This window comes from Paraburkholderia sp. Tr-20389, from assembly GCF_017104565.1.
In the GTDB taxonomy this organism is placed as follows: domain Bacteria; phylum Pseudomonadota; class Gammaproteobacteria; order Burkholderiales; family Burkholderiaceae; genus Paraburkholderia.
Genome location: NZ_JAAGPD010000009.1, coordinates 1 through 21,448 on the forward strand (window position 1 = coordinate 1; position 21,448 = coordinate 21,448).

Genomic DNA, 21,448 nt, shown 5'->3' on the forward strand with positions numbered 1-21,448 from the left:
TGCGACGGCGGCAGTCGCCGCCGAGTGCGGCGCCACGGGCTCGACGCGCGAGCGGGCTTTCGAATCGAGCTGTCGATGCAGACGGCAATATGTGGCGACCGCGAGGCCGAGCGCGACGCCGAATACGAGTCCCGAGAAGCGCGGGCCGAGTGGATTGCCGCCGATCGACGTCGCAGGCAGAGCGGCGAGCAGCAGGATCGCGCGTCCGAACACGGGCAAGAGCGGCGCGCCGGGGCTGCGCGCGCGCCATCGGCGGTACGCGTTGGCGCAATGCCACAAGGTCACCAGCACCGCCAGCGGCAGCGCGAGCCCGAACAGCAGGCCGCCTGCGAACAGCTGATAGATCCAGAAGTTATGGCCCGCCGCCCATTCGTGGATCGCGTAGAAATCCTTCTCGCTGATCGTTCCTGCCAGATCGGGCAGGTATTGCGGCGAATAGCGATAGTAGTGACCGTAGCCTTGGCCGAGCAGCAGCGATTGTGTCGACGAGGTCACCTGATCGACCTGATCCTTGATTTCGGCAAGGCGCGTGATGGTGGTCGGATCCTTGCCCGTCTGCGTGTTGGCGGCCACCGTGAAGCGCTGCATCCAGTGTTCGCTGACGGACGGCATGCTCCAGATGGCTGCCGCAGCCATCGCGCCGAGCACGATGCTCACGATGAACACGCGGAAGGCCGAGCGCAGCAGATAACGCAGCGACGGCGCGCTCATCCACGCGGCCATCACGAACAGCAGCACGGTGCCGACCAGCAGGCTGCGCGTCACGCTCAGCAACTCGACCATCACCGTGCCGAGAAACACGGCGAGCATGAAAGGCGAAAAGCGCCGCGCCAGCACGAATTCATGCAGCAGCACGCCTTGCAGTCCGAGCAGCGTCACGGAGACGATGCGAAAGCGCACATCGGCGATTCCGCCCAGGCCGCCGCCCGTCGCGATGCCGAAGATGAAGGTAAAGACGAGACAGATCAGATTCGCCCAAAAGAGTGCCTTTTCGATCTGGCCGATGCGGTTTTCGTGCCACGGATGGCAGGCCAATGCGTAGCCGAGCAGAAACAGCAGAAACGGCAACACCACGCGCAGATAGTTGCCGAAATCGTTGCCTTGCACGAGTTGCGAAATCAGGCTGCCCGGCACGCTGAGCACGAGGCAGAGTGTCACGAAGCGGCGCAGCGGGGACGCGTCGCGAAAGCGCGGCGCGATGAAGATCAGCGCGAGCGCGGCGGCGAGCGTCGGGGCGACGAGCAGTATCTGCGCGGCGTGGCCCGAATCGGCATCCGGCGCCTTGTAGTCGAGCGCGAGCGGGCACAAGCACATCCAGATCCACAACGTAGCGTACTTGTTGCGCATCGACGATTCTCCCCTTCCCGGTGCGGTGCATTTATCGTGTCAGCGGCGCGCGCCACTGTTCAGTCTGAATATAAATGGATGGCCTGGCGTCAAGTCCGGAGCAGGCGTAATACGCCTGGGTTCTGGCGGGGTCGCACGATGCGGGCAAAAGCCCGTAGTCAGACGGTTTGGCGGGGTCCGCCAGGCTGTCCGACAAGGACAGCAACTTGGCGCACGAGTGCGCGGTCAAGCTAGCAACATGACTGACATATCGTGCGAAAAAGTGCCGTGTCGACGATGCTGCCCGCAGTGGCTCGTCGATGGTGTCCGGCCATGAAAGCAGGCACGAAATCGCAGTGGCTCTCCGCGTGGCGGCTCACAAACAAAGACCAGCAAACGACGTCGAAGGGGAACAGGCATGAAGTTATTCGGCAGCGCGCAATCGATGACGCGGGGCAGGTCGGTCGAGCTCGACTTCGTGCGCGGCATCGCGATTCTCGCGGTAATGGGCTACCACTTCCATGTGAATCACACGGGCAGCGCGCTGATCTCGATCATCGAGTATCCGCTGAAGAACTTCGGCCGCGAAGGCGTGAACCTGTTCTTCACGCTGAGCGGCTTTCTCGTCGGCGGGCTGCTGCTGCGGCAATACGCGGAGACGGGACACGTCGACGCGCGCCGCTTCATCGTGCGGCGGATGTTCAAGATCTGGCCCGCGTATTACGTGCTGATCCTGTTTCATTCGATAGTCGGCCGTCATCCGCTGGATACCTTCCTCTGGCAGAACCTGACGCATTTGCAGAATTACTTCGGCACTTCGATTTCGCAGACGTGGAGCCTCGCCGTCGAAGAGCACTTCTATCTGTTCCTGCCCGCCGTGCTGCTGCTGTTTGCGCGCTGGAAGATGCGCGCCGGTTCGATCATCAGCGTGCTCGGCGGCATCTGCGTGGTCGTGCTGATCGCGCGCTGTCTCGAAGTCGCGGGCGGCGACCTGCAAGCAGCGTTTTTCTATACGCAGTACCGGATCGACAGCTTGCTGTACGGCGTGATTCTCGCGGCGATCTACTGGATGAAGCCCGACGTGTATCAAGGCATCGCGAAGCGCACGGGCTGGCTGCTCGCGGTCGTGGCCGTGCTGGTCGCGTGGCTCGTGCTCGCGACGAAGCATGAGCCGCTCGACGAAAGCATCGGCTACACGATTCAGGCGATCGGCTTTTGCGCGTTCATCGTGCTGATGCTCGAGCACTCGGGCAAGGTGCGCGATTCGTTCGCGTATCGCGCGGTCGCGTGGCTCGGCGTGTATTCGTATGGGATCTACCTGTGGCACTCGCTCGCGCTCGCGCCCGGCGACATCGTGATCCGCAAGGCGACGGCGCTCGGCTTGCCGCCTGCGGCGATCTGGTTCGTCGCGCTCGCCGCACAGTCTGCCATCGCGATCATCGCGGGCTACGTGATGACGCGTGCGGTCGAGTATCCGTTCCTGCGGCTGCGCAACGCGCTGTTCCCGGCGAAGCGCAACGCGTCGGTGCGAGAGGAAATGCCCGTTGGCGGGCAGCTGTCCTGATACAAACGCTGCTTCAAACCTGCTGCAAAGCCTGATTCAAAACTATTTCATGCTGCACAGTGCCGCACGCATCGCGTGCGCGCGGGCGGGCGAACCATCGGGCCCGCAGGGGAGAACTTGCGTGGGCTCCACAGGAACGCCGACATGGCTTGACCGCATCGGCAGCCGTTGCCTACGGCGCGTGAGCGTGTCAGGAACGCTCGCTCTGCATGCGCCGTCGCCCGCGATGACGTCGGGCGCCGTTATCGCGAAGGCGGTCGCGCGCGACGAAGCGCGCGTCGCCGCACTCGATGCCGGCCGCGCGCTCGCGATCGTCGGCGTGATTCTCGTGCATCTCGCGCTCTTCATGCCCGCGTTGCCCGCATGGCTGCAGGCCCTTGCGGACATGGGGCAATACGGCGTGCAACTGTTCTTCGTGATCAGCGCCGTGACGATCATGCTGACGCTCGAAGAGGAAACGAAGCGCTTCGGCGACGATCGCGCGCTGATCGCGTGGCGCTTCTACATCAAGCGTTTCTTTCGAATCGCACCGCTGTATTACCTCGCGATTGCCGTCTATTCGCTCGGCAATCTTCTTGCGGGACACTTCAATACGCAGGTCACGGCGCCGCACGATGTATCCGATGTCCTCGCGAATCTGCTCTTCATTCACGCGTGGTTGCCGAGTGCGGTGAACACGGTGGTGCCGGGCGGCTGGTCGATCGGCGTGGAGATGTGCTTCTATCTGTTCGCGCCGCTCATCTTCATCGCCACGCGCACGCGGCAGGGACTATGGCGCACGTCGCTGGCGTTGCTGGTGTGCAGCGCAGTCGTGCTCACGGCGGGCGCGTGTGCCGGCGACGTCTGCACCGTCGAGAACAATTCGTTCCTCTACTACTGGCCGCCGACGCAACTGCCGTGCTTCGTCGTGGGCTTCATATTCGCGCGTTACGGCAAGCGGCTGCTGCTGCGCGACGGCATCGACCTGTCGCGGTTCGGCAGCGCGTGTGCGCTGGCTGCCTTCGCCGCTTTTCTCGTGCTGCTGTACGCGACCGGCTCCGGGCTGGGTCTCGCGCACTGGCTCGCGCCTACCGTCGCCGCGTGCGCGGCCGCCGCGCTGTTGCTGCTGCTCGCGCAATTGCCGCGACGCTATCCGGGGGCGCGGATCGTCGCCGCGTTCGGGCAGAACAGCTATGGGCTGTACATCTGGAGCTTCGTCGTGATCCTGATGGTGCGTGTCGCGTTGAAAACGCCGCTCGATGCGCTCGATCATCGGGGGCCCGTGCTGGGTTTCGCGATCGCCGCGCTGTTCGCGTGCTGCGCGAGCTATGTGGCCGCGCGGATCAGCGCGGCACGCATCGAGAAGCCATGCGCGCAATGGGCGCGGCAGGTGCTGCTGCCGCGCGTGGCGCCTGCGAAGGGAATCGAGCGGGTGAGCGGCGAGACGCCTGAATGAGCGCTCCGGATGCACGCTGACATGTTGACCGTGCGACGACGCAGACGCGCGTTGCGTCCTGACCTCAGACGCGCGCTTCGATTGCCGCGGTGATCGTCTGGCGCAGCGTTTCCTTGAACTGACCGAGCGTGTTGCGCGCGAGCAGATGATCGAGCGGCCGCTGATGCTTCTCGCCGCGCCGCCATTGCTCTGCGACGTCATCGAGCGCGCGCTTGATCGAATCCGCTGACAGATCGTCGAGACACGGCCCAAGCTGGCCGTCGCGGCAGAACCAGCCGATCAGTCCATCGCTCGTGGCGACGACGGGCTTGTCGAAGCGGTAGGCCTGCACGAGCACGCCGCTCATCCCATAGTGGCCCTTGTAGCCGAGCCAGACGACGTCGCACGCGGAGAACAGGTCGCGCTCCATCTCGTTCGAAATGAAGCGGTCGAGAATCACGGGTGCGGGCTTGAGAATCGGAATGAACGCGCGCATGAAGCCACGGATCTCCTGATCCTGTTCGCCCGCGAGCAGCAGCGTCGGTGCGTCCTTCATGCCTGCCAGCGCTTCCGCCAGCTCGCAGATGCCCTTGCGCTCGCTGATCGAACCGTAGACGAGCAGATAGCGGCCAGTGGGGTCGAGATCGAGACGCTCGCGCGCGACCAGGGGATCTTCCGCCTTCGCATCGGGGAACGGATCGGCGACATAGCGCACGGCCGCCCCATGTCTGGGCTTGTCCCGGCCGATCCATTCGGGCAGCGTCGGATCGATCGACAGAAGTGTGCGCAGTCCTTTCGTATGCACCGCGCGCCGGAACAGCAGCGACTTCAGCGTATTGACGAGCGGCCGCCCCGGCGTACGCACGCCGACCTTGCGATGATGGAAGGTTGCGCGCATCGTAATCGCGATCCACGGCGCGTGGCCGAACGGCGTGCCGAGCAGCGGCAGTGCATGGAAGAAGTAATCGACGTACGGCACGACGACGAGACGGACGCGTTCGGCGTGCTTGACGGAGTCGTAGGCGAGCTTGAAATAGGCATGAAACCGCGCATAGCTGATGCGCTTGAGCCCCCGGCCTTGACGCTGGTTTTCAGCATCGACGAAGGCGATCTGCAGATCCTCGCGCCGCGCGGACATGATCTCGCGCGCGAGCCGATGATCCTCGTTCGAGTTCTCGGTCACGACGAGACATGGATAACCTGCTTCGAGGCAGGTCTGCGCGATCCATTCGACATAGCGCCACCGATGCCCGGTGAAATTCGGCTCGATGATGACGATATAGCCGCGACTCGCGGCATCGGCGATGGGTGCTTCGATGGGGGCGAGATGGGTTGCACGTTCCATAGCGATCGTAGGGAGCAGCCGTGCGTTCACCTTAGCATCAGGCCTTCGCCGTGAACCGACAATTTCGCCATTTCTTTGGCGACAACAGACAGTCTGAATGGTGCCGTTGCCGAATCTGACTGACAGATGGCGTCCGTGTGCGGGTACGGCGAGTTACCTTGAGGGACGGCGTGCGTGAGCCGACGGACGGGCTGTGTCTGCCACGGGAACGGGCGCTCGAGCGCCGGCTTCGATCGACAGCCTTGCATGGGACAGGAGAAAAAGATTGCGGACGATGAGGCTACCGGGGTTCTCGTTCAGGGCAGGCCTGGGTTCGAGCGCAGCGACATGGGTGCTGTTGCAGCAGGTGTTGATGCGCGGGCTCGTGGCTATCAAGTTTCTCGCGATCGGCCGCATTCTCGGGCCGGAGGCGATCGGCAGCGTAAGCGTCGCGCTGCTCGCCGTCGCAATTGCAGAGTCGCTGTCTGATACGGGACTTTCGCAGGCGGTGATCCAGGGGCAGGCCGCGCCGACGCACGATGAGCTGGGCGCAGTGTGGACCACGCTCGCGACGCGTGGTCTCGTGATCGGCGCCGCGCTCGTCGCGATAGCGCCGCTGATGAACAGTCAGTTCCATCTGGGCGGCGCGCTGCTGCTCCTGCAGCTCGCGGCGCTGTTGCCGTTGCTGCGCGGCGTCGCGTCACCCGCCTATTACGTCGTGCAGCGCGAGCGGCGCTTTCAGCATGTCGCGCTCATCGAGATCTCGGCGGCTTTTCTCGACTGCTGTTGCGGCCTCGCGCTGGCCCTCGCGGGGGCGGGCGCGTATTCGGTGCTGCTCGGGATGATCGTCGGCGAATCGCTGAAGACGGCGCTCACGTGGATCACGATGAGTCCGCGTCCGCCCATCCGGTTGCGCTGGTCGGGCATCGGTCATTACATCGGTTTCAGCCGCTGGATCTGGGCGGGCAGTGTCGTCAACCTGATCCTCAACCAGTTCGACAAGGTCGTGGTCGGCAAGCTGCTCGGTCCCGCGCAACTCGGCGCGTATCAGATGTCGTCGCGGCTCGCGCAGATGCTGCTCGCCGATGCCGCGATTGCGATGTCGCAGTACCTGTTCCCGACTTTCGCCGCACGCCATCGCACCGATCCTCACGCGGCCGCGCGGCTCTTCAAGCGCTATATCGGCTTGATCGCGCTGGGGCTGGTGCTTGTCGTGATCGTGCTGCGGCTGGCGGCGCAGCCGCTGTTCGCGCTGATACTCGGCCCAGCCTGGCTGCCTGCCGTGCCGCTCTTCAAGATCTTCCTGATCAACATGGCGATCGGTGCGCTGATCGCGGTGCTGGTGTCGTATCTGCGCGCGGTCGGCGACGCGAAGGCGACGACTCAGGCGTCCGTGATCCAGGTGCTCGTGCTGCTCGCCTGCGTGCCGCCCGCGACGCACTACTGGGGCGTGACGGGCATCGCGTGGGGGATGACGGTCGGCCTCAGCTCGGCGGCTGCATGGATGATGTACCGGACCGCGAGGGTGCTGTGATGCGGATACTTCATCTCGTGCTGGAGCCGCGGCTGTCGGGCGCGGAAGTGCTGGCGAAGGATCTCGCGATCCATCAGCAGCGCGAGGGCAGCGTGGTCGGCGTGACGGCGTTGTTGCCCGAACGGCCCGACTTCGCGCCGTTCACGCGCGAGCTGGCGAGCCACGGCGTCGAGTGTGCGTTTCCCGCCAGGCGTTCGAGTCTGCCCGGCAAGCTGATTCATCTCGCCGCTGTGCTGCGGCGTTTCAGGCCCGACGTGCTGTTCGCGCATGCGACGATCCCCGCGTTCTATGCGCGTGCGCTGCCGACCAGCGTGCCCGTGATCTACGTGATGCACTCCGCCGTCAACGACTTCGAGCGCAAGCTGTTTCGCAACGTCGAGCGTCTGCTGTCATCGCGGGCGCGGGCCGTGATCGGCGTATCGCCGGCGAACGTGCGGGACTACAACGACTGCGTCGGCTCGCATCCGCTCGTGACGTTGATTCCGAATGGCGTCGACATGTCGCGCTTCGCATTCGACGATCGTCCGCGTTCCGGCGATGCGCCTCAGCAGATCGTGCAGATCGGCCGTTATACGTCGGTGAAGAACCAGTTGCAGACGGTGCACGCGTTCAGCGAGGTGGCGGCGCAAGTGCAGGACGTGCGGCTGCAACTGTACGGCGTGGTCGAGGATCCCGCCTATCTGGCGGCAATTGAGGACCTGGTGAAGAAGCTCGGCATCGAAGACCGGGTCAGGGTCGATGGTCCGCATTCGGACGTGAGCGGCGTGCTGCGCGCGTCGAACGTGTTCGCGATGCCGTCGCGCTCGGAAGGGCACAGCATTGCGTTTCTCGAGGCGCTGGCGTCGGGGATTCCCGTCGTCGCGAGCACGATTACACCGTTTCAATTCGCGAAGACGCTGCCCGGCGTTCAACTCGTCGATACCGACGATACGTCCGCCTATGCCGCGGCGCTGTTGACGGCGCTGGCGCAGCCCAAGGTGCCGAGGTCGCTTGCGGGTTTGACGCTGCAGGATACGGCGCAGCGTTATCTGGCCGTTGCGCAACAGGTGATCGGCGCGCGGGTTTGAGTCTGTTGCCCGCTCTTTCGGGCTCGCGGTGGCGTGCGCCGCGCCTTCAAGGCTTCAACGCTGCGCGGACGATCTCCGCGAGCTTTCTGCCGAGTGTCGGCGAATTCAGTTGCTGGTACTTCGAATGCGCGGCGGCGGCCGCCGCGCGCATCGTGTCGGGCGGCATCGTCCACACGCGGCGCAGCGTATCCGCGAGCGCATCGACGCCGCCTTCGCGCGGATAGAAGAACCCTGTGCTGCCGTCCTCGACATAGCCGGGCTCCGGTCCCATGTGCCGCTGCATTTCGTCGTGCACGAGGGGCGGCAGGCTCAGGCCGAACATGTGCACGACGCTCAGGCCCGCCGCGCCCGGATAGCAGCCGATGCGGCACTGCCGGCTGATCGCGGCGATGCGGCTTTCGTCGAACACGGGACCGTACCAGACGACATACTCGCGGTCGCCGTACAGGCGCTTGAGTTGCGCTCCGTGCTTGCCGCCTCCGACCAGATGCAGCGTGATCTCATGATCTTCGCTGCGCAGACGGCCGACGGCTTCGATCAGCGCATCGACGTTCGAATCGTCGCGCAGCCGCCCGATGAACAGGATGCCTGTCTCCTTGCCGGATTTCTCGGCGGGATCGACGGTGTGTTCAACGGTCAGCGAGTTATCGGCCACGATCAGTTTCCCTGAAGGACATCCGACGCCTTCCAGCGAACGCTTGGATGCGTCGGTGTAGCAGATGTACTGCGTCGACAGCGCGACGGCGATCCGGTAGCACAGCCCGCGGATCACGCCGACGTCTTCTTCGTGCCGGTACAGGCCCTGTCCGTGAATCAGGACGGGAATGCGCATCGTGCGGCCGGCCACCAGCGCGAGCCAGAGCGACAGGTAGCGGATATCGGCGAACATCAGCACGGCAGCGGGGCGCTCGCGCAGGATTCGTCCGACGACCTCGCGCTGCATGTTGATGCCCGGCGAAAACACATGGCTGATCTGCGTTTCGACGAATTCCGCGCACGCGGGTTTTTCCCGCGAGAATCCGTTCGATTCCATACCCGCGGAACTGGCGAAGAGCTTGACGGAAAAGAGCCGGTTAAGCGACTCGATGACCTCCATCCGATAGTGCGCGATCAACGGCTGCACATAGAACACGGTCCGCTTGTTGTCGGCCGTCGTGCTTTTGCCCAGCGACGCAGTACTCCAATCGGTAAGCAGTTTGTCGGTCACCGGATCAACCCTTTGCAGGTTAGTGATGCGCTGTTGATTGAAGGCCGCTTGAATTATGCAGTAGACAATTCCCTTACGCAGATTAAATGGCCGAAATTGACTACGGCGAAGGGGTTATTGTCGGGAAAACACTATTTTTTCTGAAGCCGGAATGGGATATGACCGGTGCGAGGCTTTCTGTTTCACATATTGCACGCGCCGGATGTATGCCAGGCAAGGGTTTGACGCACTATTCGCGGTGATGGGCGCGGTGCGGCGGCTATGCTGAAAAACGCATTCTTTGGCGGCGGTATTTCGATTTAATTGTGTCTTTTTAAAAGCGCCGATCGTGATTTTGCAATTGGGAATGCGGCCAGTAATTTTGGCGGAGCTTAATGAAAATGAATGGGCGCGGGTAAATTTTTCGCGAGCGATGACGGCGCTTGCGAGGCACGGCGGAAATTGGCGATCGGGATGCGTCGTGCAGAAAGCGTGACGCGAAATGAAAAGGGCTCAGCTTGCGCTGAGCCCTTCATATCTTTGGTAGGCCGTACGGGATTCGAACCTGTGACCAACGGATTAAAAGTCCGCTGCTCTACCAGCTGAGCTAACGACCCAAAAGAGAAGCGAAATTATAGCGACGCTACATCAGACTGTCAATAAACGGGCCGGCAATCATCGCCTGCGCGTGCTCCAAAAGAAAAGCCCGGAACGGTGAAGTTCCGGGCTTTCCGGCGAGAGGCGCGCGTATCGGTTCTTGAAGCGTCGACACTGCGCGTTTACTGCATCATGACAAACGGACGTCCGGCGAGAGCCGGGTGTCACGAATCATTTGATCTGCGAGAGCTTGCTTTGTGCCGACTGCGCGACATCCGAGCCGCCGTACTGCGCGACGATCTGTTCGAGCGTCTTCTTGGCGGCCGCCTTCTGGCCTTGTTCGAGCTGGTTGTTCGCGATGGCCAGCAGCGCCTCAGGCGCGCGCGGATGCTGCGGATACTTCTGCACGACGCCTTGCCACACTGACGTCGAGCCCTTGTAGTCGCGCAGCGCATACAGCGCGTTGCCTAGCCAGTATTGCGCAGTAGGCTGATACGGGCTTTGCGGATACTTCGCGATGAAGCTGCGGAACGACGTCGCCGCATTCTTGAAGTCACCGCTGCGGAACTGCTGTGAAGCCGCGTTGAACGCCTCCGTTTCACCCGGCTGCACGGTGCCTTCCACGCCATCGACCGTCTGTTGCTGCGGCTCGAACTTCTTCAGACGACCGTCGAGGTCGGTGTAGTAGTCCTTTTGCTGCTTCTGCAACGTCGTGACCTGATTGGTGAGGTCCTCGTTCTGTCCGCGCAGCGTCGCGACCTGCTGGTTCAGCTGGTCGAGACGGTTTTGCTGATCGAGGATCGTGCGTTGAGCCGCCGACAGCTGGCTCGACAGACTATCAGTCTTGGTGCGCAGATCGAGGATCGCCTGGCGAGCCTGATCGTCGTCGAACATGCCGGCGTGAGCGGGCAGGGCCATCACGGCCGACCCCGCGACGCAGGCGGCTGCGGCCATGCGCAGCCAGGAGAAACGGTGCGTCATACGGCTTGTCACCTATTACTGTTGATAGACGAGGTCCGCGCGGCGGTTTTGCGCCCACGACGCTTCGTCATGACCCGTTGCCTGCGGCTTTTCCTTGCCGAGGCTCACGGCTTCCATTTCCGAATCCGGCACGCCCAGCAGCGACATCGAACGGCGGACGGCTTCAGCACGCTTCTGGCCGAGTGCCAGGTTGTATTCGCTCGTGCCGCGCTCGTCGGTGTTGCCCTGGATCAGGACGTGACGTTGCGGGTGGCTCTTCAGGTACTGAGCGTGTTGCTGCAGCAGCGGCTGGTAGTCGTCCTTGACCGAGTAGCTGTCGAAATCGAAATAGATGCTGCGCTTTGCCAGCGGGCTGTTCGGATCGTTCAGCGGATCGACGTTGACCGTGGCGACATCGTTCGGGTTGGGTTGTGCGCCCGTCGCGCCGCCCTTGCCGGCGTTTTCGTCGAGCTTCACGCCCGAATGACAGGCAGCCAGCGTGCCGACCATTGCCACGGCCAACGCGATACGAAGTTTGGACATCATGCTTTACTCTCCTTGTGTGTTATTGCATAAACGGGCCCCAGGACGGCTCGCGTACGCTGCCACCCTGAACGGACAGGACCTGCCGCGTCCGACCATCGGTCGATACTGCGGCCAACACGCCACGGCCGTTCACCTGAGTGGCGTAAAGAATGTACTGACCATTCGCCGCGAAGCTCGGCGATTCGTCATGTGTTGTATCGGTGAGCGCCGTCGCGACGCCCGACTGCAGATCCTGGATATACAGCTTGAAGCCCCCGCCCGTGCGCGAGATGTATGCGAGCTGCTTGCCGTCCGGGCTCACGCGCGGACTCGTATTGTAGTTGCCCGTGAACGTCACGCGCTGCGCGCCGCCCGATGCCTCGCCGCCGGCGGGCATCTTGTAGACCTGCGGCTGGCCGCCGCGGTCGCTCGTGAAATAGATCGACTGGCCATCCGGCGAGTACGACGGTTCGGTATCGATCGAGCTGCCTTGCGTCAGGCGGCGCAGGCCGCTGCCGTCGGCGTTGACGGCGAAAATCTGCGTGTTGCCCGTGCGCGACAGCGCGACGGCCAGCGTGCGGCCGTCGGGCGACCATGCGGGCGCGCTGTTGTTGCCCTTCTGGTCGGACACGACGACGCGGCGCCCCGTCGGCAGATCGTGGATATAGACGATCGGCTTCTTCTTTTCGAACGAGACATACGCGACCTTGGTGCCGTCCGGCGACCACGCCGGCGAGATGATCGGTTCCGGGCTGGACAGTGCGATGTGCGCGTCCTGGCCGTCGGAATCGGAAATCTGCAACTGGTAGCGGTTGCCCGTCTTGATCACGTACGACAGACGCGTCGCGAACACGCCGCGGCCGCCCATCAGCTTCGCGTAGATGTAGTCGGCCACCTTGTGCGCGCTCATGCGCAGGCCGCTCTCCGGGCTGACCAGCTCGAGGCCGCCGAGGCTTTGCTGGTTGACGGTGTCGTACAGCTTGAAGCGCACCTGGTACTGGCCGTTCGGCAGCTTGGTGACGCTGCCCGCGACGAATGCGTTCGCGCCTTTCGCCTTCCATGCGCCCAGATCGACGGAATCGCCTTCCGATACGGGCGCGCTGCCGGCGTCGATGTTGGTGAATTTACCGCTGCGCTGAAGATCCTGGCGGACAATCGTGCTGATCTGCTGGGGAGAATTTGCCTCGTTGGCAAAATTTGCCGTGGCGATCGGGAACTGGGTGGACCCGACGCCCGTCACGAGGACGTTGAGTTGCGCATGGGCGGCACCGCCCGCGGCGATCAGACACGACGCTACGAGTGCTCGCAGGCCTAGCTTGGTCATCAAACTCATTGTTTATAGATTCCCCAAAAAACGAATTTCTAACACTTCACAACTGCAAACAGACCGGCTTGAGCAGAAATCGTTCCCGGTAAGCCCGCGTAAGCGGGCGAATCGGGAACGGAGCATCAGGCGGCCGGTCGCAGTGTGATCTTGAAGCTTTCAGGCGTCTTGCCGTTGACGTCCTGCGGCATCGGGTCGGAGCGCTGGACGGCGCGCAATGCGGCGTCATCCCACGCCTGGTTGCCGCTGCTGCGCGTGACCGTCGCGCTCAGCAGCGTACCCGTCGGCGAGCAGCGAACGGAAACGACGGTTTCGAGACCCGACGTATCGCCCGACCAGATGATGTTCGGTTGCACGCGACGCTTAACCTTGTCCGCATAGCCCGGCGACGTGGCGTTGCCGCCCGAGCCGGTGCCCGTGCCGCTCTTCGCGAGGCCGTTGCCCGTCGAGCCTTCACCGCCCGCCATACCCTGCATCGCGGCGAGACGCTGACGGCGCTCCGCGTCGAGCTTCTTCGCGGCCTCGGCCTGCGCTTGAGCCTGAGCCTGAGCTTTCGCCTTGGCGGCCTTCGCGGCGTCAGCCTTCGCCTGCGCGTCGGCTTGCGCCTGCTTGGCTTCCTGTTCCTTCTGCTGTTCTTCCTGCTGCTTCTTCAACTGCTCCTGCTTCTGCTGGGCGAGTTGCTGCTGCTTGAGCTTTTCAGCCTGCTGTTGCTGCTGCTGTTGCTGCTGCTTGAGCTTCGCGGCGGCGGCTGCGGCGGCCTGGTCTGCCGCGAGTTGCTTCTGGCGCTTAGCCTCGGCTTCCTGCTGAGCCTGCAGCTTCTGCTGGCGCTGCTGCTCGGCGAGTTCGGCCTGACGCTGGGCTTCCTGCTGCTGCTTGCGCTTCTTCTCCTGCAGCGCGATGTCGGCCTCTTCGTCGTTCACCTGCGGCGCCGGCTTGACGGGCGCGGGCGCGGGCGGCGGCGGAGCGGGGCGCGGCGTCGGCACGTCGGGCACTTCCGTCCACAGTTCGGCTTCGGCGCCTGCGGGCGTGCTGTTCTGCCAGTGAATGCCGTGATACAGGAAGAATCCGAGCAGCACGTGCATCACCACGGCGAGCGCAATGGCGCGGCCTGTACCGCGCTCGCGCGGCGGTTGCAGCGGATAGGCGTTGTTCTGTCGGCGGGTCATTGCGATTTGACGAGCAATCCAACGCGCTTGACGCCGCGAGCCTTGAGGTCGGACATCACGTTCATCACGACTTCATATTTGACGGTTTTGTCGGCGGCGATCACGACAGGCTGATCGGGATGCGACGCTTCGCGGTCGGTGACGAAGCCGCGCAGGTCGGCTTGCGTCATCGTCTCCTGCTGGGTCGCGCCTGAGTCGTCCTTGTACTTGACGCTCATGTTGCCGTCGGCCTTGATGTTGACGACGACGGGCGGCGTCTGCTGCTGCGGCGCGGCGCCGCCGACCGTCGGCAGATTCACGATGGACGGCGCCACGAGCGGGGCCGTCACCATGAAAATCACGAGCAGCACGAGCATCACGTCGATGTACGGCACGACGTTGATGTCGGCCATCGCGCGGCGCGAGCGGCTGCCGCGCATGCTGGAACGAACTGAACCGGCCATCGTGGGACTCCTTAATGGGCCTGACGCTGCAGGATGTTCGAGAACTCTTCGATGAAGGTTTCGAAGCGGATCGCGAGGCGATCGATGTCGTGCGCGTAGCGGTTGTAGGCGACCACGGCGGGGATCGCGGCGAACAGGCCGATCGCCGTTGCCGTCAGCGCTTCGGCGATGCCGGGCGCAACGTTCGCAAGGGTAGCCTGCTGGACGTTCGCAAGGCCGCGGAACGCGTTCATGATCCCCCAGACCGTGCCGAACAGACCGATATACGGGCTGACTGAGCCGACGGAAGCGAGGAACGCGAGGTTCGCTTCGAGTACGTCCATTTCGCGCTGGAAGGCAGCGCGCATCGCACGGCGTGCGCCGTCGAGAATCGCGCCCGGATCGTTGATCCGCTTTTCCTTGCCCTTCAGGAATTCACGCATGCCCGACTCGAAAATACGTTCGAGCGCACCGATCGTGTGACGGTTGTTCGCGGCGCTCTGATACAGCGCCTGCAGGTCGCCGCCCGACCAGAAATCGCGTTCGAAACGTTCAGTCTGCGCCCGCGCGCGGCGAATCGCAAACCACTTGCGGAAGATGAAAGTCCACGACATCAGCGACAGCAGCAACAGCAGCGCCATCACTGCCTGCGCCAGCAGGCTCGCATTGAGAACGAGAGAAATGATCGACAGATCTTGTGTAGTGTTCATAGAGGTTCGATGTAACGTCCCGGGTGGGGCGTCCGGCTGCAAGGTGGGTCGAAGCGTTCGGTCGGCATTCAGTCGGCAAACCGGAAGCTTCGGCGGGTCCTTCGCCGAACCATACTTGGTCTTGTTGTGACCGTTACGAGTTCACTGTCCAGGTAACAACGCGTTCAAATACTCGCCGTTGACACGCTGGCGCCGCTTGAGTCCGGTCCGCGCTGCAAGGCGGCGTGAACCGGTGGAGGAATGGCTGACGGCTTCATCGATTGTGCGTCGACACAACCGACGCGGATCGTCCCCGTCGCCAGCAGCGTGTCGCCACGCCAGGCTTCCTGGGCGAAATCCACCGACGCGCGGCCAAGCTTCTCGATCCGGCTGACGATGCGCAGCATGTCGTCGAGCCGGGCAGGCGCGCGATAGTCGAGGGCAGTGCTGCGCACGACGAAGAGCGCACCCGTTTCTTCAGCCAGCTTGCGTTGATCGACGCCGCACGCGCGCAGCCATTCGGTGCGCGCGCGCTCGAAAAACTTCAGGTAGTTCGCGTAAAACACGATGCCGCCGGCGTCGGTGTCTTCGTAATACACGCGAATCGGCCAGATAAAGCCGATTTCGGCACCGGACTGACTATCAGACATATTCATGGCGCGCATTTTACCGGAACGCAAAAGGGCGCCGCATTTTTGGGCACTGTTGTACCGGAATGTGTTCTGCGCACGCGACAGGCGCCGCATCGACGCCACCCTGTGCAGGGCTGTGCGGTCGATGCGGCACGCTCGCGATGCCTAGCCCCGATGGATGTTCAGGCCGGCGAACGACTGTGCGACGGGCATCAACTCGATTGTATTGATGTTGACGTGCGCGGGACGCGTCGCGATCCAGTAGATGGAATCGGCGATGTCTTCCGCCGTGAGCGGCTGGACGTTCTGGTAGACGTTCGCCGCCTTCTCGTCGTCGCCGCGGAAACGTACGTTCGAAAATTCGGTGCCGCCGCACAGTCCCGGCTCGATGTCCGTCACGCGGACGGGCGTGCCGTGCAGGTCCGCGCGCAGATTCAGGCTGAACTGGCGCACGAAGGCCTTGGTCGCGCCGTACACGTTGCCGCCCGGATACGGCCACATGCCCGCCACCGAGCCCAGATTGAACACGTGTCCGCGATTGCGCTCGATCATGCCCGGCAGGAACGCGCGCGTGACCTGCACGAGACCCGTGCAGTTGGTGTCGATCATCGTGGTCCAGTCGTCGAGCTCGGCGCGCTGCGCAGGCTCGAGACCGAGCGCGAGGCCGGCGTTGTTGACGAGCACGTCGACGGCGGCAAAGTCGGCGGGCAGCGCGGCGGGGACGGCTTCGACGGCCGCGCGGTCGCGCACGTCGAGCTCGAACGGCAGCAGGTTGTCGCCGAGTTCGTCGGCGAGCGCCTGAAGACGGTCCTTGCGGCGCGCGGTCGCGACGACGCGGTGGCCGCCTTTGACGAAAGCCCGGGCGATAGCGGCGCCGAATCCTGCGGACGCGCCGGTGACGAACACGATCATTGCTGTTCCCTGGTCGGTGGAGAAAGGCCACAAGCCTACTTCCAACGGCGCGATGCGGCAAGAATGACCCCGCCGCGCGAAGGCGCGTTCGGGCAGGCCCCCCGGCGGTCGCCGCACCGGTATGGCGGGGCTGCGGGCGGCTTGCGCGGGGCGCTCTCCCGCTTGGTTGCCTATTCGACCCGGTTCCAATACACTAACGCGCTCACCCCTGCGTGACTGGCGATAGAACCCAATGCTGTCAAGCCTGACGGGTTCAAGGTGGAGCGTCCCACCGTGAAGCGCAGGGTGCCGTTTTGCCGTTCGCCTGGGCAGCCATGTATCGCGCGCGCCGTCGTTTGCGCTGCCGGTGGTTGTCCTGACTCGCGTGTGCGGCACCTCCTTCATACGCCACGTCAAGCCTCCCGCCATCAGCAGTGGCCAGCAGTGCTGCGTACCTACTACGCTCCCGGCACACGACCTGCGCACGATCCGGTCAACCTGAACACACTTAACGGAACCAGCATGTTTGACAGAGCCCAAAGCACCATCGCCAACGTCGATCCGGAAATCTGGAACGCCATCCAGGACGAAAACCGCCGTCAGGAAGAGCACATCGAACTGATCGCGTCGGAAAACTACACGAGCCCGGCCGTGATGGCCGCGCAGGGCTCGCAGCTCACCAACAAGTACGCCGAAGGCTACCCGGGCAAGCGCTACTACGGCGGCTGCGAATACGTCGACGTCGTCGAGCAGCTCGCGATCGACCGCGTGAAGCAGCTGTTCGGCGCGGAAGCCGCGAACGTCCAGCCGAACTCGGGCTCGCAGGCCAACCAGGGCGTGTTCTTCGCGATGCTCAAGCCGGGCGACACGATCATGGGCATGAGCCTCGCGCACGGCGGCCACCTGACGCACGGCTCGCCCGTCAACATGTCGGGCAAGTGGTTCAACGTGGTCAGCTACGGCCTGAACGAAGCCGAAGACATCGACTACGAAGCGGCCGAGAAGCTCGCCCAGGAACACAAGCCGAAGATCATCGTCGCGGGCGCATCGGCGTTCGCGCTGCGCATCGACTTCGAGCGTCTGTCGAAGATCGCGAAGTCGGTCGGCGCGTATCTGATGGTCGACATGGCGCACTACGCCGGCCTGATCGCGGCAGGCGTCTACCCGAACCCGGTGCCGTTCGCCGACTTCGTCACCACGACCACCCACAAGAGCCTGCGCGGCCCGCGCGGCGGCGTGATCCTGATGAAGGCCGAATTCGAGAAGCAGATCAACTCGGCAATCTTCCCGGGCATCCAGGGTGGTCCGCTGATGCATGTGATCGCGGGCAAGGCCGTCGCGTTCAAGGAAGCGCTGGCGCCCGAATTCAAGGAATACCAGCAACGCGTGGTCGAGAACGCGCGCGTGCTGGCTGAAACGCTCGTCAAGCGCGGCCTGCGCATCGTCTCGGGCCGAACGGAAAGCCACGTGATGCTGGTCGACCTGCGCGCGAAGAAGATCACGGGCAAGGCAGCGGAAGCGGCGCTCGGCGCGGCGCACATCACCGTCAACAAGAACGCGATTCCGAACGATCCGGAAAAGCCGTTCGTGACGAGCGGCGTGCGTCTGGGTTCGCCCGCGATGACGACGCGCGGCTTCGGCACGAAGGAAGCCGAGCAGGTCGGCTTCCTGATCGCCGACGTGCTGGACAACCCGGAAGACACGGCGACGATCGAGCGCGTGCGCGCGCAGGTCGCCGAGCTGACGCAGCGTTTCCCGGTTTACCGCTAAGCCGCCATGCGCTGCCCCTTCTGCCGGCATGACGACACGCAGGTTGTCGACTCGCGTGTGTCCGAGGACGGCGCCGCGATCCGGCGCCGCCGGCGCTGCCCGGCCTGCGACAAGCGTTTTACGACGTACGAGCGGGTCGAGCTGGCGTTGCCCTCGGTCGTGAAGAAGGACGGCAGCCGCACGGAATTCGATCGCCGCAAGATCGTGGCTAGCATGCAACTGGCGCTGCGCAAGCGTCCAGTTGCTGCCGACGCCATCGATGCCGCCGCGTCGCGCATCGAATATCAGCTGCTTGGCAGCGGCGAGCGCGAAGTGCGCAGCGAGCGCCTCGGCGAACTCGTGATGAACGAACTGCGCGCGCTCGACACCATTGCGTACGTGCGCTTTGCTTCCGTCTACCGGCGCTTCGAAGACGTCTCCGAATTCGAAGACGTCATTGAAGAGTTTCGCCGGATGAACGCTCCTCCGGCCGCGCCCGCGAAGCCTACCCGCAAGCGCTGATTGTTCGCGCATCCGCATTTTCTCTCCCTGAAGTTCTGCCGCGAATTCACTTGATGCACGGGCATTTTCGTGCAGGAATTCGCGCGCCCGCCACCTGGCCATCCGGCTAATTGTTGGCGTTCCTGCACGCCGTTAGAGTCATCGCGTTCTTGGCGAAAATCGAGGAATGCTGATGAAACGGGATGCTCATACGCGGCGCGCACGCCGTGGCTTCACGCTGTTCGAAACGCTCGTGGTGATCGCACTGCTGGCGATCATCGCGACGTTGACGGTGCCGTCGTTCGTCGCGTGGCACGTGCGCGATCAGGTCGACGCTCGCGCACGCGCGCTGCTGGCCACGCTCAGTTACGCACGCGGCGAGGCGTTGCGCCGGGGCGCACGCGTGACCGTGTGCCGCGTCGACGCCGCGCGTCATTGCCTCACTACGGCGCAGCCGTGCAAGACGGGTGTCGTCGACTGGTCGTGCGGGTGGGCCGTGATGATCGAGCGCGCGAGCGGCTTCTATCCGTTGCGCGTGCAGCCCGATCTCGCGTCGGTCAGCATCGCGGGCGCGCTCACCAATCTGACGTTCACGCCGCCCGCAGGCCAGGTCAACGGCAGCTTCCGCAGCTTCGATATCGGTCCGCGCGCCGATTCGAAGGCGACGCAAGGCAAGGACTGGCGGCGCTGCATTCGCATCGCGGCGGGCGGACGTGCGCGCATCGCTGACGGCGCATGCGGAGCAACGGCATGACGCGCGCGCTTCTCTCATTGCAGCGCGGCCAGACATTGATCGAAGTGCTGGTTGCCGTGGCCGTGACGGCTGTGACTGTGCTTGGCCTGATCGCCGTCCAGCTGGCGATCGCACGCGATGCGCGAGCCATGTCTTATCGTGCGCAGGCGGCACTTGTTGCGGATGCCATCGCAGAGGCGGCGCGCGCGCCGAGCCCCAACGAAGCCTCGACCAGTCAATGGAAGACCCGTGCAGCGAGCCTGCTGCCGAAAGGCGACGTCGGCATAAACGCCGGGATTGACCTTGCGTTCTCCCGAGTGACATGGGCGTGGCAGGCAAGCACGCCGCGCGGCATCGCGAATCCCGGTGACACAATCGATGCGCCTGCGTCGTGCGGCGACGTCGATGTGCCGCGAGGCATGCAGTGCGTTGCCATCGCGTTCTCACGATGAAAGCACGTGTCTCTTTCACGCGTGCATGCGGTTGGCAAAGGCGCTTCGGACACGCATGCGGTCACACGCTTCTTGAGATGACGATCGCGCTCGCGCTCGGACTGATCGTGACGGCGGGCGTGGTGTCGCTGTACCGCTCGCAGCGAATCGCCTTTGCACGGGCGGCCGACGCAGCGCAGATCCACGAAGCGGCGATGAGCGCGCTGACGCTGATCGGCGAGCAGTTGCAGATGGCAGGTTTCGTTTCCGCCGACATGCCACGCCCGTATTCCGCGCGGCCCGCGCTATTCGGCTGCACGGGTGGAAGGCCGATCGGTACGGACGACAATCCGACCTGCGAGTCTCTCGCGACACATTCGGACGGGGTCGCAGTGCGTTATGTCGCCGACAGCGTCTCGACATGGCCGTCCACGACGGGGCTCGCGACAGACTGTCTCGGCCAGGGCGTCACGAAGACGGACGCCGATGCGCCTGGCGCGCCTGTCGTCAACCGCTTCTATGCGAAGACGAGCAGCTCCACAGGTGAGCCGGAGCTGTATTGCGAAGGCACGGGGAAGGCCAATTCTTCGCAGCCGCTCGTCGAAGGCGTTGAGCGCGTGCGCTTGCGGTATTGGCTCGCGGGTGCATCGTCGGCGGCGGACGCGGCGGCGTTGGCACCCGCGCAATGGGCCAACGTCGTTGCCGTCGATCTTTGCGTGCTGGTTCGGGGCACGCCGCAGAACGCGCGAACTGGCTACGTCGATTGCGACGGCGTGTCGGCGGTCGGTTCGGACATGCGCGTGAGACGCGCATTCTGGCGGCGCGTCGCGATACGCAACATCGAGGGAGGCGCAACATGATCCCTTTTCAATGCAGATCGCGGCGACTGCGCGCACGCAGCCAGGGCATTGCGCTACCCGTCGTGTTGCTGATCGCCGCCATGATGCTGACGACGTCGGCCGCATGGTTCGAGCAGACGGTGGCGGCGGCGCGCAACGCGGCAGGCATTGGCGATCATCTGATCGCATTGCATGCGGCGGACTCGGCTCTGACCGCGTGCGCCCGCAATCTCGTCAACGGATCGCTCACAGGCGTATCGCCTGTACAGGGAGCAAGCGGCGAGCCGGTTGGATGGAAGTCGCAGACGACGTTCGAATCCAGCGCGATCACGCCGTTCGCATCGTGGCCTGTGTCGCTATCGGTCCGCGCTCCGCAATGCCTGATCGAGACATGGCGATTGTCGAATCGCGCTAACGCACAGGCCTTTCTCGTCACCGCGAGAGGCTACGGTCGCAGCGCGGATTCGCAGATGTGGCTGCAACTGCAACTGGTAATCGACGGCAGCGTGGTGGAAAAACATTGGCGCCGTATTGCCGCGCGTCCCTTCTGAGTGCACATCTTATGAGCGTCGAC

At 63.9% G+C, this 21,448-nt stretch carries 22 protein-coding genes, 1 tRNA gene and 1 riboswitch; of the genes, 11 read left to right on the forward strand and 12 right to left on the reverse strand.

Annotated features, from left to right (window positions below; translation table 11 throughout):
- Positions 1-1,347 (reverse strand): hypothetical protein (locus G3N95_RS12685; protein WP_205970343.1); only part of this gene is annotated, 1,347 nt, incomplete at its 3' end.
- A 397-nt stretch (positions 1,348-1,744) separates the two neighbouring features.
- Here G3N95_RS12685 and G3N95_RS12690 point away from each other — a divergent pair.
- Complete coding sequence (locus G3N95_RS12690; RefSeq protein ID WP_205970344.1) at positions 1,745-2,890, forward strand: acyltransferase; 1,146 nt, start codon at positions 1,745-1,747, stop codon at positions 2,888-2,890.
- Positions 2,891-3,077: 187 nt separating this feature from the next.
- Positions 3,078-4,325, forward strand: coding sequence for an acyltransferase (locus tag G3N95_RS12695; protein WP_346778372.1), 1,248 nt, complete (start codon positions 3,078-3,080; stop codon positions 4,323-4,325).
- 64 nt (positions 4,326-4,389) lie between these two features.
- Here the strand turns inward: G3N95_RS12695 and G3N95_RS12700 are convergent, their stop codons facing one another.
- Positions 4,390-5,649: a glycosyltransferase gene (locus G3N95_RS12700; RefSeq protein ID WP_205970346.1), complete on the reverse strand. Its 1,260-nt coding sequence runs from the start codon at positions 5,647-5,649 to the stop codon at positions 4,390-4,392.
- 274 nt (positions 5,650-5,923) lie between these two features.
- Between G3N95_RS12700 and G3N95_RS12705 the strand changes: the two genes are divergently transcribed.
- Positions 5,924-7,162: an oligosaccharide flippase family protein gene (locus tag G3N95_RS12705; protein ID WP_205970347.1), complete on the forward strand. Its 1,239-nt coding sequence runs from the start codon at positions 5,924-5,926 to the stop codon at positions 7,160-7,162.
- Positions 7,162-8,229, forward strand: a complete 1,068-nt coding sequence (locus G3N95_RS12710; RefSeq protein WP_205970574.1) for a glycosyltransferase family 4 protein — start codon at positions 7,162-7,164, stop codon at positions 8,227-8,229. Before G3N95_RS12705 ends, G3N95_RS12710 begins: the two co-directional genes overlap by 1 nt.
- Positions 8,230-8,275: 46 nt before the next feature.
- On the opposite strand, the gene G3N95_RS12715 is transcribed toward G3N95_RS12710, so the two are convergent.
- Positions 8,276-9,436, reverse strand: coding sequence for a glycosyltransferase (locus tag G3N95_RS12715; RefSeq protein ID WP_205970348.1), 1,161 nt, complete (start codon positions 9,434-9,436; stop codon positions 8,276-8,278).
- A gap of 86 nt (positions 9,437-9,522) precedes the next feature.
- Between G3N95_RS12715 and G3N95_RS12720 the strand changes: the two genes are divergently transcribed.
- Positions 9,523-9,678: a hypothetical protein gene (locus G3N95_RS12720; RefSeq protein WP_205970349.1), complete on the forward strand. Its 156-nt coding sequence runs from the start codon at positions 9,523-9,525 to the stop codon at positions 9,676-9,678.
- A 278-nt stretch (positions 9,679-9,956) separates the two neighbouring features.
- On the opposite strand, the gene G3N95_RS12725 is transcribed toward G3N95_RS12720, so the two are convergent.
- The 9 genes from G3N95_RS12725 to ydfG all read right to left on the reverse strand — a co-directional run bounded on the left by G3N95_RS12725 (position 9,957) and on the right by ydfG (position 16,642).
- Positions 9,957-10,032: transfer RNA gene (locus G3N95_RS12725), tRNA-Lys, on the reverse strand.
- Positions 10,033-10,243: 211 nt separating this feature from the next.
- Complete coding sequence (gene ybgF, locus G3N95_RS12730; protein ID WP_205970350.1) at positions 10,244-10,993, reverse strand: tol-pal system protein YbgF; 750 nt, start codon at positions 10,991-10,993, stop codon at positions 10,244-10,246.
- 15 nt (positions 10,994-11,008) lie between these two features.
- Complete coding sequence (gene pal / locus G3N95_RS12735) at positions 11,009-11,518, reverse strand: peptidoglycan-associated lipoprotein Pal (protein WP_205970351.1); 510 nt, start codon at positions 11,516-11,518, stop codon at positions 11,009-11,011.
- Positions 11,519-11,537: 19 nt separating this feature from the next.
- A complete protein-coding gene (gene tolB, locus G3N95_RS12740) occupies positions 11,538-12,830 on the reverse strand; it encodes a Tol-Pal system beta propeller repeat protein TolB (protein ID WP_205970352.1) in 1,293 nt (430 codons plus the stop codon).
- A gap of 116 nt (positions 12,831-12,946) precedes the next feature.
- Complete coding sequence (tolA, locus tag G3N95_RS12745; protein ID WP_205970353.1) at positions 12,947-13,987, reverse strand: cell envelope integrity protein TolA; 1,041 nt, start codon at positions 13,985-13,987, stop codon at positions 12,947-12,949.
- The gene (tolR, locus tag G3N95_RS12750) at positions 13,984-14,430 is read right to left on the reverse strand and encodes a protein TolR (protein ID WP_205970354.1); all 447 of its coding nucleotides are present in this window, start codon (positions 14,428-14,430) and stop codon (positions 13,984-13,986) included. The genes tolA and tolR overlap by 4 nt, the downstream gene beginning before the upstream one ends.
- Positions 14,431-14,441: 11 nt before the next feature.
- The gene (tolQ, locus tag G3N95_RS12755) at positions 14,442-15,119 is read right to left on the reverse strand and encodes a protein TolQ (RefSeq protein ID WP_012401829.1); all 678 of its coding nucleotides are present in this window, start codon (positions 15,117-15,119) and stop codon (positions 14,442-14,444) included.
- A gap of 164 nt (positions 15,120-15,283) precedes the next feature.
- Complete coding sequence (ybgC, locus tag G3N95_RS12760; protein WP_205970575.1) at positions 15,284-15,763, reverse strand: tol-pal system-associated acyl-CoA thioesterase; 480 nt, start codon at positions 15,761-15,763, stop codon at positions 15,284-15,286.
- Between the two features lie 132 nt (positions 15,764-15,895).
- Positions 15,896-16,642 (reverse strand): bifunctional NADP-dependent 3-hydroxy acid dehydrogenase/3-hydroxypropionate dehydrogenase YdfG, encoded by a 747-nt coding sequence (gene ydfG / locus G3N95_RS12765; RefSeq protein WP_205970355.1) that lies wholly within the window; start codon positions 16,640-16,642, stop codon positions 15,896-15,898.
- Between the two features lie 202 nt (positions 16,643-16,844).
- A riboswitch (ZMP/ZTP riboswitch) is annotated at positions 16,845-16,959 on the forward strand.
- A gap of 184 nt (positions 16,960-17,143) precedes the next feature.
- On the opposite strand from ydfG, the gene glyA reads away from it, so the two are divergent.
- The 6 genes from glyA to G3N95_RS12795 all read left to right on the forward strand — a co-directional run bounded on the left by glyA (position 17,144) and on the right by G3N95_RS12795 (position 21,425).
- The gene (glyA, locus tag G3N95_RS12770) at positions 17,144-18,391 is read left to right on the forward strand and encodes a serine hydroxymethyltransferase (protein WP_205970356.1); all 1,248 of its coding nucleotides are present in this window, start codon (positions 17,144-17,146) and stop codon (positions 18,389-18,391) included.
- Between the two features lie 6 nt (positions 18,392-18,397).
- The gene (gene nrdR / locus G3N95_RS12775) at positions 18,398-18,892 is read left to right on the forward strand and encodes a transcriptional regulator NrdR (protein ID WP_205970357.1); all 495 of its coding nucleotides are present in this window, start codon (positions 18,398-18,400) and stop codon (positions 18,890-18,892) included.
- 172 nt (positions 18,893-19,064) lie between these two features.
- On the forward strand, positions 19,065-19,625 hold the full coding sequence (locus G3N95_RS12780) for a GspH/FimT family pseudopilin (RefSeq protein ID WP_205970358.1): 561 nt from the start codon (positions 19,065-19,067) through the stop codon (positions 19,623-19,625).
- Entirely contained in the window at positions 19,622-20,056 is a 435-nt protein-coding gene (locus G3N95_RS12785; protein WP_205970359.1) for a prepilin-type N-terminal cleavage/methylation domain-containing protein, read from the forward strand. Before G3N95_RS12780 ends, G3N95_RS12785 begins: the two co-directional genes overlap by 4 nt.
- Before the next feature lie 77 nt (positions 20,057-20,133).
- Entirely contained in the window at positions 20,134-20,895 is a 762-nt protein-coding gene (locus G3N95_RS12790; RefSeq protein ID WP_205970360.1) for a PilW family protein, read from the forward strand.
- Positions 20,892-21,425 carry a hypothetical protein gene (locus G3N95_RS12795; RefSeq protein ID WP_205970361.1) on the forward strand — a complete coding sequence of 178 codons (534 nt, stop codon included), beginning with the start codon at positions 20,892-20,894 and terminating at the stop codon, positions 21,423-21,425. Before G3N95_RS12790 ends, G3N95_RS12795 begins: the two co-directional genes overlap by 4 nt.
- Positions 21,426-21,448: the final 23 nt, after the last annotated feature.